At 64.6% G+C, this 12,470-nt stretch carries 13 protein-coding genes; 2 read left to right on the forward strand and 11 right to left on the reverse strand.

Annotated elements, in window-relative coordinates; translation table 11 throughout:
- Nucleotides 1-5: 5 nt before the first annotated feature.
- Complete coding sequence (locus tag IVB29_RS05700) at nucleotides 6-1,229, forward strand: bifunctional alpha/beta hydrolase/OsmC family protein (protein ID WP_247502423.1); 1,224 nt, start codon at nucleotides 6-8, stop codon at nucleotides 1,227-1,229.
- Between the two features lie 10 nt (nucleotides 1,230-1,239).
- Here IVB29_RS05700 and IVB29_RS05705 read toward each other — a convergent pair whose 3' ends face one another.
- Nucleotides 1,240-2,688 carry a PLP-dependent aminotransferase family protein gene (locus IVB29_RS05705; protein WP_247502424.1) on the reverse strand — a complete coding sequence of 483 codons (1,449 nt, stop codon included), beginning with the start codon at nucleotides 2,686-2,688 and terminating at the stop codon, nucleotides 1,240-1,242.
- A gap of 82 nt (nucleotides 2,689-2,770) precedes the next feature.
- On the opposite strand from IVB29_RS05705, the gene IVB29_RS05710 reads away from it, so the two are divergent.
- On the forward strand, nucleotides 2,771-3,685 hold the full coding sequence (locus tag IVB29_RS05710) for a DMT family transporter (RefSeq protein WP_247502425.1): 915 nt from the start codon (nucleotides 2,771-2,773) through the stop codon (nucleotides 3,683-3,685).
- On the opposite strand, the gene IVB29_RS05715 is transcribed toward IVB29_RS05710, so the two are convergent.
- From IVB29_RS05715 to paaX, 10 genes are all read right to left on the reverse strand, one after another.
- Nucleotides 3,664-4,722 carry a YeeE/YedE family protein gene (locus tag IVB29_RS05715; protein WP_247502426.1) on the reverse strand — a complete coding sequence of 353 codons (1,059 nt, stop codon included), beginning with the start codon at nucleotides 4,720-4,722 and terminating at the stop codon, nucleotides 3,664-3,666. The genes IVB29_RS05710 and IVB29_RS05715 overlap by 22 nt on opposite strands.
- A gap of 43 nt (nucleotides 4,723-4,765) precedes the next feature.
- A complete protein-coding gene (locus tag IVB29_RS05720; protein WP_247502427.1) occupies nucleotides 4,766-5,770 on the reverse strand; it encodes a zinc-binding alcohol dehydrogenase family protein in 1,005 nt (334 codons plus the stop codon).
- Between the two features lie 65 nt (nucleotides 5,771-5,835).
- Nucleotides 5,836-7,167 (reverse strand): phenylacetate--CoA ligase PaaK, encoded by a 1,332-nt coding sequence (paaK, locus tag IVB29_RS05725; RefSeq protein WP_247502428.1) that lies wholly within the window; start codon nucleotides 7,165-7,167, stop codon nucleotides 5,836-5,838.
- Nucleotides 7,168-7,199: 32 nt separating this feature from the next.
- On the reverse strand, nucleotides 7,200-7,649 hold the full coding sequence (paaI, locus tag IVB29_RS05730; protein ID WP_247502429.1) for a hydroxyphenylacetyl-CoA thioesterase PaaI: 450 nt from the start codon (nucleotides 7,647-7,649) through the stop codon (nucleotides 7,200-7,202).
- 55 nt (nucleotides 7,650-7,704) lie between these two features.
- Nucleotides 7,705-8,787, reverse strand: coding sequence for a 1,2-phenylacetyl-CoA epoxidase subunit PaaE (paaE, locus tag IVB29_RS05735; protein WP_247502430.1), 1,083 nt, complete (start codon nucleotides 8,785-8,787; stop codon nucleotides 7,705-7,707).
- 2 nt (nucleotides 8,788-8,789) lie between these two features.
- Nucleotides 8,790-9,293, reverse strand: coding sequence for a 1,2-phenylacetyl-CoA epoxidase subunit PaaD (gene paaD, locus IVB29_RS05740; protein ID WP_247502431.1), 504 nt, complete (start codon nucleotides 9,291-9,293; stop codon nucleotides 8,790-8,792).
- Nucleotides 9,287-10,063: a 1,2-phenylacetyl-CoA epoxidase subunit PaaC gene (gene paaC, locus IVB29_RS05745; protein WP_247502432.1), complete on the reverse strand. Its 777-nt coding sequence runs from the start codon at nucleotides 10,061-10,063 to the stop codon at nucleotides 9,287-9,289. Before paaC ends, paaD begins: the two co-directional genes overlap by 7 nt.
- Nucleotides 10,063-10,350, reverse strand: coding sequence for a 1,2-phenylacetyl-CoA epoxidase subunit PaaB (gene paaB / locus IVB29_RS05750; protein WP_211401400.1), 288 nt, complete (start codon nucleotides 10,348-10,350; stop codon nucleotides 10,063-10,065). Before paaB ends, paaC begins: the two co-directional genes overlap by 1 nt.
- Before the next feature lie 10 nt (nucleotides 10,351-10,360).
- Complete coding sequence (gene paaA, locus IVB29_RS05755) at nucleotides 10,361-11,353, reverse strand: 1,2-phenylacetyl-CoA epoxidase subunit PaaA (protein WP_247502433.1); 993 nt, start codon at nucleotides 11,351-11,353, stop codon at nucleotides 10,361-10,363.
- A 75-nt stretch (nucleotides 11,354-11,428) separates the two neighbouring features.
- Nucleotides 11,429-12,295, reverse strand: a complete 867-nt coding sequence (paaX, locus tag IVB29_RS05760) for a phenylacetic acid degradation operon negative regulatory protein PaaX (RefSeq protein WP_247502434.1) — start codon at nucleotides 12,293-12,295, stop codon at nucleotides 11,429-11,431.
- Between the last annotated feature and the right edge of the window lie 175 nt (nucleotides 12,296-12,470).

Consider the following 12,470-nt stretch of genomic DNA (forward strand, 5'->3'; position numbering starts at 1 on the left):
AGCCCATGCCGACGGAACGCTTCCAATTCACGGGAGAAGGCGGTCATCAGCTCGCGGCGGCGCTGGAGCTGCCGGACGGCGAGCCTGCGGGCTTTGCCCTGTTTGCGCACTGCTTCACCTGCGGCAAGGACACGCTTGCGGCCAAGCGCATCTCGGTCGCGCTCGCCGCCAAATGCATCGCGGTGCTGCGTTTCGACTTCACCGGGCTCGGCTCCAGTGAAGGCGATTTTGCCAATTCGACGTTCTCCTCCAACGTCGCCGATCTCGTGCGCGCGGCCGATCATCTGCGCGCGACACACAAGGCGCCGACGCTGCTGATCGGCCACAGCCTCGGCGGCGCCGCGATCCTTGCGGCAGCAGGACAAATCCCCGAGGCCAAGGCGGTCGCGACCATCGCCGCCCCCTCCGATCCCGCTCACGTCACCGGTCTCTTCAAGGAGCATATCGACACCATCCGCGCGCAGGGCGAAGTCGAAGTCTCGCTCGCGGGGCGGCCGTTCCGGATCAAGCGCGAATTCCTCGATGACATCGCCGAGCATGAGCTGATGAAGGACGTGACCAGCCTGCACAAGGCGCTGCTGGTGATGCAGTCGCCTGTCGACGATACCGTCGGCATCGACAATGCGACGAAGATTTTTGTCGCGGCGAAGCACCCCAAGAGCTTCGTCTCGCTCGACCATGCCGATCATCTGCTGACGAAGCCCACCGATGCGCTCTACGCGGCCGATGTGATCGCGGCCTGGGCGAGCCGCTACGTCGATACGGCAAAGCCTGCAAAAGCGATGGACCTCGCTGAGGTGCCGCGCAAGGTCGTGGTCCAGGAAACCCGCAAGAGCAAGTTCAACCAGATCATGACGGTCGGACCGCATCATCTGGTGGCGGACGAACCGGTCGCCGCCGGCGGCGAGGATGCCGGCCCCGGCCCCTATGACTTCCTGCTCGCGGGCCTGGGCGCCTGCACCTCCATGACGATGCGCCTCTATGCAGACCGCAAGTCGCTCCCGCTCGATCGCGTCACCGTCACGCTGAAACATTCAAAAATCTATGCAAAAGATTGCGAAGAGTGCGAGACCCGCGATGGCATGCTCGACCAAATCGAACGTGATATCGCGATGGACGGCGCGCTTGATGCCGAGCAGCGCAAGAAACTGATGGAGATCGCCGACAAGTGCCCGGTGCACCGGACCTTGACCTCGGAGATCCGCATCGTGACGAAGGCGGTGGACTAGCGCGCTGGCACTAGAAGCATGATGCCATCGTCCGCAGGGCCGCGCTGATCTCGTTCTCGCGCCACGCCGCAAAGCCGAGCAGCAGGCCGTGATCGCGCGGCCGACCAAGCGCGAGGCTGGACAGAGCGCGCGTTTCAACGCCCGCTTCAACGAGCCGTTTGACCGCGGCCTGATCGGCACGACCACGTTTGAGACGAGCCACGAGTTGGATGCCGCCGGAGGGAATTTCGGCCGTGAGCACCTCGCCGAGATGACGCTCCAGTCCCTCCACGAGATGATCGCGGCGCGCATGATAGAGCCGGCGCACCCGGCGCAGATGCGCGAGGAAATGCCCATCGGCAATGAACTCGGCGAGCGCTTCCTGGACATGGCTGGACGCGATCAGCCCGATATGCCGCTGCGCGATCTCCAGCGTGCTGACCAGCGCCGGCGGCACGACGAGATAGCCGAGCCGGATATCCGAGGTCATCGCCTTCGAGAATGTGCCGACATAGAACACGCGGCCATGGGCGTCGAGACCTTGCAGGGAAGGCACCGGCCGGCTGTCATAGTGGAATTCACCGTCGTAATCGTCCTCCACGATCCAGGTCTTGCCGGGCCTGCTTGACCCGAGAAACTCGGTGCGGCGGGCGAGTGACATCAGCCGTCCGGTCGGATGCTGGTGCGATGGCGTCATGAAGATGAGCTTTGGCGCAGCCATTCCCGGCATCCGCTGCATGCCCTGCTCGTCCAGCTTCATGCCTGTCACGCGCGCACCGGACGCACGAAAGGCGGCGGCGGCGCCGGGATAACCGGGGTCCTCGACCCAGACATCGTCGCCTGGCGTGATGAGCACTGCCGCGATCAAGGTGAGAGCGGCCTGCGCGCTCGGCAGGATCAGGATCTGATCCGTCGTGGCGCGGACGCCCCTGCTGGTGGCCAGATAATGCGCCAGCGCTTCGCGCAAGCGCGTTCGGTTGACTGGTCCGAGTTCGCGCCTGGCTGCGCGCACGGCGCCGCGGCGCAGGCAGCGCGCCCAGATCTCATTCGGAAACTCCCTTGCATCGCCGTGCCCCGGACGCAGGGGTTTTAGCGAGGCCTGATAGGACATCGGCCAGTCGGTCTGCTTGAGCTTCGACGCCCAGGGCGAGAGCCGCGGCCTGCTGGAGCGGGCACGGGATGCGACGGCGCCCGCCCCTTCGATGCGCTCACCCCCGTCGACTGTCACCACAGGACGACGGCCGTGCGAAGCCGCGAGATATCCCTCAGCGGCAAGCTGCTCGAACGCGTAAGTGACAGTGTTGCGCGAGACGCCGAGGTCTTTCGCAAGCCGACGGCTCGACGGCAGCGCGCGACCTTTGCCGACACGGCCGGCCACGATCAGACCTCGAAGCTGGCTCGTCAGTTGCGCGACCAGCCCCTCCTCGCTGACCCGCTTCAGGTCGATCAGAGTGGAGATCACGCCATCCGAAACTGGCACTTTATTTTTCTCCTATCTGGCACTTATTCAGGTGCCAGCCGGGATGCTATCGGGCGGGCTGGAATGCTTCAAGGATTTTACGATGAACTCCCTCTCCCCCCGCATGGCCGTCGGCCTGTTCCTGATCGTCGTGCTGGCCTGGGGCGTGAACTGGTCGGTGACGAAGCAGCTCGTCCAGTTCCTCCCGCCGCTATGGACGTCAGCGATCCGGAGCTGGATCGCGCTGGCTGCATTATTCGTGATCCTCGGATTGAGCAAAAATCTGGTGATCCCGAAGCGGCGCGACATTCCTGTTGTCCTCAGCGTGGCGCTGCTGCACATGACGGTGTTCTCGGTCCTGGTTGCGTCGGGCGTACGCTTCCTGCCCGCGAGCAAGGCCATCGTGCTCGGCTACACCACCCCGCTCTGGGTCGCGATCGCCGCGCCCCTGCTCGGGAAGGATACGCTGACCGCGCCAAAGCTCGCCGGTGCCCTGCTCGGGCTGATCGGCCTTGCCGTGATCCTGAATCCGACGTCGATCGACTGGACCAATAGCAACGTCGTGCTCGGCGCCGGCATGGTCATCCTCGCCGCGATCTCCTGGGCGGCAAACATCATCTATATCCGCGCGCATCGCTGGATCGCGTCCCCGCTCCAGCTGCTGATCTGGCAGGTGCTCGTCGCGACGATCGTGCTGACGGGGTCGGCGGTGATCACGGAGGGCCCGCCGCACGCGCAATGGTCTTTGAGACTCGTCCTGCTGTTCCTGTATTCCGGCCTGATCGGGACGGCGCTGGCCTATTGGGCGATGTCGATGGTCAACAAGAGCATCTCGGCGCTGACCACGTCGCTCGGTACCACCGGGACGCCGATCGTCGGCATCGCCAGCGCTGCGATCCTGCTCGGCGAGCCGATCGACATGAGCCTGGCTGTCGCAGCCGGACTGATCGTCGCCGGCATCGGCCTTGCGACCCTGGGCGACCGGCTGCTGCGCCGTCAGGCCACCGCGAGCGGCTGAACCCGCAAGCTTCCGCGCAAGCCCGCCGTCGCGCCGAGAAGGATGCCGGCAACCGCAACGAACGAGCCCAGTGCGAGCGTCGAGACGCCCGTGAGCCCCTGCCCGATCGAACAGCCGAACGCCATCACGCCACCGATCCCCATCAGCGCGGCGCCGGCGCCTGAGCGCAACATGTGGCGCGGCGAGGAATAGCCTTCGAAATGAAATCGGCCGGTCGCGAGCGCGGTGGCCAGGCTACCTGTGAGGACGCCGGCCACCGTCGCGATACCGAAGTTGAGCGTCAGGCCGGTCGAAAGCATGGCGTATTGCAGGGCATCGGCGATCGGCGCGACGAAGGTGAGCGAGGTCACCGGCACGGGATTGAAGTCGTCGGCGCCGAGATAGCCGGTGACGTACCAGCCACCCGCGACGAGAAGACCGACGATGGCGCCTGCCGCGATCTGGCCCGGCGAACGGCGGAAGGCCGGATGTGCGAACGCGAACAGGGTCAACGCGACGACGATGACGGCCGCGGCAACCATGCGCGAAAGCGCTTCAGTGAGACCGAACGTCGCCAGCATCGACGGCAGCGAATTCGCGCTGACAGTCGTTTGCGACGCCTGAACCAGCGCAATACGCGCCGGCGCGATCAACCCCTTGAGCGTCATCTGCGCGGCGATGGCGAGCACGATCACGACGACAAAGGAGCGGAGATTGCCGCGCCCGAGCAGCACCAGCGCGCGCGAGCCGCAGCCGTTCGACAGCACCATGCCGTAGCCGAACAGCAGGCCGCCAAGGAAGAGCACCGGCACCGAGAAGCTGGGTTGCAGGTAGATCGACTTGCCGAGGTCAACCATGCCGTTGCCGGCGAGGAATTGGCTGGCGGCAACCGCGACCGCGATCGCCAGCGCGTAGGACCGCACCAGCCGCCCGTCGCCTTTCGCAAGCCATCCGCGCATGCTGCTCATCAGGCAGAAGCCGCTGAGCAGGCCGACAGACCCGTAGATGAGGCCGATGACAAGGCCGGCGAGAATGACGAGTTGGGTAGAGGATTCCATTTGATGTTCTCAGGCCTCTTGCCATTCTCCGTCATTGCGAGCTTCAAGGCTTCAGGATCACGCGGTCGCGCGACGAGCCGGCGACGGAGACATAGGCCTCCTTCGCCCGCTCCAGCGGATAGATCGCCTTCGCCTTGATCGGGAACGGCTTCAGATGTCCGCTCGCAAAGCCCGGACCGAGCTCGCGCAGCACTGCGCCGGTCGCAGCTGAGGACAGGCCGAGCGTATCGATGCCGACATAGGTGTGCTGTCCACGGTAGAATTCGAGAATGTTGAACTGCACGATACGGTCGATCGCGGCGATCAGGATCTGGCGGCCACGCAAGCCGAGCGACTTGTGCGCCGCCTGGAAATAGGGATCGCCGACCGTGTTGAAGACGATGTCGGCGCCCTTGCCGCCGGTCAATTCGCGCACGCGCGTGGCGACTTCGGTCGTGGAAGCGTCGATCACCTCGATGGACGCATTGCTGTGGCCCTCATAGGCCTCGGCCTTGCGCACCACGCCAATCACGCGCGCGCCCTGCCACGTCGCGATCTGCACCGCGGCCTGGCCGACCTTGCCATTCACGCCGAATACCAGGACGGTCTCGCCGTTCTTCGGCACACCGGCGCGGCGAAAGCCTTCCATCGCGGTGACGAAGGGCACGCCGATGCCGGCGGCCTCCTCCCAGGACACCGTCGTCGGCTTCTCCACGACCGCATCGGGTTCCACGACGAGATGGCTGGCATGAGTGCCATCGCGGCGGATGCCGAGATCGCCGGAGGAGCCGAACACTTCGCGGCCGATCGTCCCGGCCGGCCCGTCGATCACCACGCCGGCGTAGTCGCGGCCGGGCGTTCGGGGAAATACGGCATAGGGCATCAGCCCGGTCGCAGCCTTGACGTCGGATGGATTGACGGCGGCAGCCTTCACCTCAATGAGAAGATCGTTCGGACCGCGCGTGAGAGTGTGATGCTCGACCATCGGCACAACCGCAGCAGCGTTCTCGGCCTTGGCATTGAGGCGCACGCAGCGCGCTTCGACGGTTCTGCTATCAGCTGCTGACATGGAAGAGACCCGCGATTTCTCGCGGGCCTTGTCGCCTTTGGGGGCGGCCAAGTCAATCCGTCAAGTCAGTCCTTGGGCCGCTTGTCGTAGAGCCGCCTGGCCTTGCCGAGCGAGCGCTCCAGCGTAGCGGGGGCGACCACCTGAACCCTTGAGCTGATGCCGATCGTGTTCTTGATATGGGTCGAGATCCGGTCGGCATGGTCGACCAGACCTCTTCCGTCCCAGCTCTCGGGGCGCGCCTCGGCGATGATGGTCAGCTCGTCCATGCGGCCTTCGCGGGTCAGTTCGAGGATGAAGTGTCCGCCGCACCAGTCGGTCGCGAGCAGCACCTCCTCGATCTGGGTCGGGAACAAATTGACACCGCGCAGGATGATCATGTCGTCCGAACGGCCCGTCACCTTCTCCATCCGCCGCATGCCGGGCCGCGCCGTACCCGGCAGCAGCCGCGTCAGATCGCGGGTGCGATAGCGGATCACCGGAAAGCCTTCCTTGGTGAGCGAGGTGAAGACCAGCTCGCCCTTCTCGCCATCTGGCAGCACTGCGCCCGTCTGGGGGTCGATCACTTCGGGATAAAAATGGTCCTCCCAGATGTGCAGTCCGTCCTTGGTCTCGATGCATTCCTGCGCAACACCCGGGCCCATCACCTCAGAGAGCCCGTAGATATCGGTCGCATCCATGTCGAAGGCGTCCTCGATCTCTCCGCGCATCGCATTGGTCCAGGGCTCGGCGCCAAAGATGCCGACTTTGAGCGAGCACTGGCGCGGATCGAGCTTCTGACGCTTGAATTCGTCGAGGATCGCCAGCATGTAGCTCGGCGTCACCGTGATGATGTCGGGCCTGAAGTCGTTGATGAGCTGCACCTGCCGCTCGGTCATGCCGCCCGAGATCGGCACCACGGTGCAGCCGAGCTTTTCGGCGCCGTAGTGAACGCCTAACCCGCCCGTGAACAGGCCATAACCATAGGCATTGTGGATGATCATGCCGGTGCGGCCGCCGGCGGCACGGATCGAGCGCGCCATCACTTCCGACCAGGTGTCGATGTCGCCTTGCGTATAACCGACCACGATCGGCTTGCCGGTCGTCCCCGACGACGCATGCACGCGCACGAGCTTTTCGCGCGGCACGGCGAACATGTTGAAGGGATAATTGTCGCGCAGGTCGGTCTTCACCGTGAACGGAAATTTCGCGAGATCGGAGAGCTCGCGAAAGTCGGACGGATGCACGCCGGCTTTATCAAACGCCTTGCGATAATGCGCGACGTTGTCGTAAGCGTGCTTCAGCGACCAGGCCAGCCGCTGCGTCTGCAGCGCCATGATCTCATCGCGTGACGCGCGCTCATGCGCATCCATCTCGGCCTTATAGGTGTGGCCGCCTTCCCTGAGCTTCGTCGAAGCCATTCTCGTTTCCCCACATCGGTTCGTTCTTTTCTTTATTGGTCTTGCGCCGGCAACCAGGTGCCGGGAATGACGCGCGAATGCCCGCGGAATTCCGCGATGACGGTGTCGCCTGCGGTGACACGCACGTCATAGATGCCGGAGCGGCCGCCGCGGGTCACCTCGCGCGCTTTCGCAACGAGACGATCACCGAGCTTGCCCGGCCTGATGAAGGTGATCTGGCCCTGCGCGGCCACCACGCGGTCGTTTTGCGAGTTGCAGGCAAAAGCAAAGGCGGAATCGGCGAGCGTGAAGATGAAGCCGCCATGGGCGATGCGCTGGCCGTTGACCATGTCCGGCCGCACATTCATCGCGAGCGTCGCAAAGCCGGGGCCGACCTCGACGATCTCCATGCCGAGACCTTTGGAGGCATCATCCTCCGCCCACATCGCATCGGCGCAAGCACGGGCAACATCCTCAGGCGACAGGGCGGCTTTGATGTTCACGCGCTTCTCCCGGCCAATTGCTCGCTCATGATGTTCTGCTGCCTGGCCAAAACTGTCAAACGTGGTCGTAGTCGACCACGACCCGCTCCGACGATGGTTTCGCCTGGCAGGTGAGCACAAAACCGGCCTTCAGCTCCCACGGTTCCAGCGAGTAGTTGAGGTCCATCGGCGCCTCGCCCTCGACCAGTTTTGCGCGGCAGGTCGAGCACATGCCGCCCTTGCAGGCGAAAGGCAGATCGATGCCGGCGCGCAGCGCGGCATCGAGGATGGCTTCATCCTCGGCGACCGGAACGTCGCGGCGCTTGCCATCGATGATCAGGGACGCGATCGCCTTCGGCGGCGCGTCGGGTGCGACGATTTTCTTCGGCCGCGGCTTGCCGCCGAATTCGGAGACGAAGCGCTCGACATGAAGACGCTCGTCCGCGAGGCCGAGATCACGGCAGGTTGCCTCGATGTCCTCACTCATACCTGTGGGACCGCAGATGAAGACGTGGTCGACGCTTGCTGCCGGCACTAGCGAGCGCAGCAGCACCCTCACCTTGTCGCCATCGAGCCGGCCATGCAGGATAGGGATGTCCTGCTCCTCGCCGGAGATGACGTGGAAGATCGAGAGGCGATCGATGAAGCGGTCTTTCAGCTCCTCGAGCGGTTCGAGGAACATGATGTTGTCGCTCGATCGGTTGCCGTAGAACAGGAAGAAACGGCTATCCTGCTCCCGTGCCAAAATGCCCTTGACGATCGACAGGATCGGCGTGATGCCGGAGCCTGCGGCAAAGCCGACATGGATGCGCCCGGCTTCGGCAGGCGCGACCACACCGAAGCGGCCGGTCGGCGTCATCACATCGAGCTCGTCGCCGCATTTCAGCTCGTCAGCGGCCCAGCTCGAAAATGCGCCGCCGTCGACCTTCTTCACGGCGATGCGGATTTCACCGTCGTCAGGGCCGGAGCAGATCGAATAGGAGCGCCGCACCTCTTCTCCGTCGAGCATGGTACGGAGCGTCAGATACTGGCCGGGCGTGAAGGCGTAATCGCCGGCGAGATCGCCGGGGATGGTGAAGGTCAACGAAACGGCATCGGACGCCTCGCGGCGGAGATCGTTGACGGTCAGGCGATGGAAGCGCGGTGCGGCTGCTGACATGATCAATGACACTTGAAATAATCAAAGGGTTCGCGGCAGGCCTTGCAGCGCCAGAGCGCCTTGCAGGAGGTCGAGCCGAATTCGGAGAGCAGTTCGGTCTTGTCGGAGCCGCATTGCGGGCACGCGACGGCCTGTCCGCCGAACAGCGCGCGACGTGAGCTTGAGGCCTGCGGCGGCGCGATGCCGTAGGCTCGCAGCTTGCGACGCCCATCCTCGCTCATCCAGTCGGTGGTCCAGGCCGGCGACAGCACCGCGCGCACTTCCGGATGACGGAAACCGGCGCGCTCCAGTGCGACCTCGATCTCGAGCGCAATCATGTTCATGGCCGGGCAGCCCGAATAGGTCGGCGTGATCGCAACCTCGACATGATCGCCGTCGAGAACGACATCGCGGAGCACGCCGAGGTCGGCGATGGTCAGCACCGGAATTTCGGGATCGACCACGCTGGCCGCAGCGTCCCAGGCGCGCTGGCGCAGGTCGCTGTCGCGATCGAGGAACGTCACCATGTCTGCCCCGGGAAGGTTCGCTGTATCGATTGCAGCTCGGACAGGAGATGGCCGAGATGCTCGCTGTGGCGGCCTGCACGGCCGCCTTGCTGCATCCAGTCATTTTGTGGCAGCGTCAGCGTTGCTTCGCTGACGACATCGGACAGCGTCGTCAGCCAGCGGCCGCGCAAGGTCCCGGGATCGACGGCGATACCGGCATGGATCAAGGCGCGCTCGCCGTCGTCGACGGCAAACATCTCGCCGGTGAAGGCCCAGAGGTGATCAACTGCCGCCTGCGCACGCGCGTGGCTTTCGTCCGTGCCGTCACCGAGCCGAATGATCCATTCCGAGGCGTGGCGCAAATGATAGGCGCTCTCCTTCTCCGACTTGGCGGCAATCGCGGCCAGCGTCGCGTCGCGCGAATTCATCATCGCGCGCCAGTAGAGATCGGCGAAGGCGGAATAGAAGAACTGCCGCACCAGGGTCTGGGCAAAGTCGCCGTTCGGCTGTTCGACCAGCAGCAGGTTGCGGTACTGTCTGACGTCGCGCAGGTACGCGAGCTTGTCCTCGTCGTTATCCTTGCCTTCGGCCTTGGCGGCGTAAGTGTAGAGCTCACGGGCCTGGCCGATCAGATCGAGCGCGACGTTGGACAGCGCCATGTCTTCTTCCATCATCGGCGCGTGTCCGCACCATTCCGACAGCCGGTGGCCGAGGACCAGCGCATCGTCGGCGCGGCGCAGCGCGTACAGCACCAATGGGGTTTCGGAGATCTCGATGTTGGCGGCAGGCATCACATATGTCCCACTTCCTCGGGAACTTCGTAAAACGTCGGATGCCGGTAGATCTTCGATTCCGCCGGCTCGAACATCATGCCCTTCTCGGCAGGATCGCTCGCGGTGATCGCGGTGGACGGCACGACCCAGATCGACAGGCCTTCACCGCGACGGGTGTAGATGTCGCGAGCGGCTTGCAAGGCCATGGTGGTGTCGCTCGCATGCAGCGATCCGACATGCTTGTGCGCGAGCCCGTTGCGGCTGCGAATGAAGACTTCCCACAGCGGCGTGTTCGGCGTGGCCATTTTGATCTCCCTATTCCGCGGCTTGTGCGGTCTGGCGCTGCGCGCGCTTCGCGGCATAGGCGGCCGCCGCCTCGCGCACCCAGGCGCCCTCGTCGTGCGACTTGCGTCGGGCGGCCATGCGGTCGCGGTTGCAGGGGCCGTTGCCGGCGAGCACCTGCTTGAATTCGGTCCAGTCGATCTCGCTGTAACACCAGTGCCCTTCGGCATCTTGCGTCATACCCCGATCGGGAATCTCCAGCCCGAGATATTGCGCCTGCGGCACGGTGGCATCGACGAATTTCTGACGCAGCTCGTCATTGGAGAAACGCTTGATCTTCCACTTGGTGGAGGTGTCGCTGTGCTGGCTCGTCGCATCCGGCGGTCCGAACATCATCAGCACCGGCCACCACCAGCGGTTCAGCGCATCCTGCGCCATCGCCTTTTGCTCGTCCGAGCCGCGGCACAGCGTCAGCATGATCTCGTAGCCCTGACGCTGGTGGAACGATTCCTCCTTGCAGACGCGGATCATGGCGCGCGCATAGGGTCCATAGGAACAGCGGCACAGCGGGATCTGGTTCATGATCGCGGCGCCGTCGACCAGCCAGCCGATCGTGCCGATATCGGCCCAGGTCAGCGTCGGATAGTTGAAGATCGAGGAGTATTTGGCCTTGCCCGCCAGCATGGCATCGACCAGCTCCTCGCGCGAGGTGCCGAGCGTCTCGGCGGCGGCATAGAGATAGAGCCCGTGGCCGCACTCGTCCTGCACCTTGGCCAGCAGCGCCGCCTTGCGGCGCAGGGATGGCGCGCGCGTGATCCAGTTGCCTTCGGGCAGCATGCCGACGATTTCGGAATGGGCGTGCTGGGAGATCTGGCGGGTGAGCGTCTTGCGATAGGCCGCTGGCATCCAGTCGTTCGGCTCGATGCGCTCCTCCGCATCGATGCGGGCCTGGAACTGCGCAGCCTTAACCGCGTCCTCAAGACCGCGATCGTCGGTCTCGGCCGTGTTCAGCGCCTGGGTATACATGCGCATCCTCCCGTTTTATTGGGAGGAATATATAACAAAAATTACTTCACGCAAGATATTTCTGTAACATATAACTCAGGCGCCGAACCGCCTTTCCAGGAGTTTTCGCGCCGGTGGCAACGGCCCTTTCTCATTGGTTCCATGGCCATCAAGCCATTGCTCCGATGGAGCAAGCAACGCGCGGTAGATCTCGCCGCAGAGGTCGCGGGCCGCCCTGCCCGGCCAGTCCGCCGGCAGCAGGCTGTCGGGCAGCAGCGGATCACGCAGCACAACACGACGGTAGTAGTGGATCAGCAGGATGCGCGCGGTGAAGGCGTCGGCCTCGGACAGGTCCGTGCCGCGCGCGATCGCAGCGCGCAACGGCTCGAACGTCTTCATGAATTTCAGATAGGCATCCGCAGTGCGCTCCAGCGGCCAGCTCGCGCTGAGCAGGCGGCGGCCGCTGTCATCCTCCGCCGAGACTTCGAGACGGATGGCGCCCGCGGCCTCGTCCGGTACCGGCACGCCCGATGGTGCGACCCACACGCCGGGCAGCGGACTGCCGAAGCCGGCATTGCGCAGCGCTTCGCGCGAAGCGTCGCGGTCTTCGCCATTGCCGATCAGCAGCAGCTCGAAGCGCCCGGTCCAATCCGACGGCGGCGGATCGTAGATGTGGCGCGTGGCGGCTTCGAAGGTCTGATTTCCCTTGTCGGCCAGACGATAAAAGCTGTTGCGGCCGACCTTTTCGCGCGTCAGCCAGCCATCGGCGGCGAGCCGCGACATCGCGGTGCGGACCACGCCGCTGTCGATGGCGAGACTCTCGAAGAATTCCAGCAGCGTGCCGAGCCAAACCGACCCGCCGCGCGGCACGATGGCGTCACCGAACACAGTGACGACGATGGAGCCGGTACGTGACGGCTCGCGCTTGAGCTGGTCGATGATGCGGGACAACGGATGCGCCATGCGCGAGGCATAGCGCGTTTGGTGCGGGCGCGACAATGGACGGGAGCGACGCTGTTGCTCTCCCTCTCCCCGTTCTTACGGGGAGAGGGTTGGGGTGAGGGGCTCTATCCACACGGTAGACTGCCGTGGGACCTGTACCCCCTCACCCGGATCGCAAGAGCGATCCGACCTCTCC

The sequence above is a fragment of the Bradyrhizobium sp. 1 genome, from assembly GCF_023073315.1.
Lineage (GTDB): Bacteria > Pseudomonadota > Alphaproteobacteria > Rhizobiales > Xanthobacteraceae > Bradyrhizobium.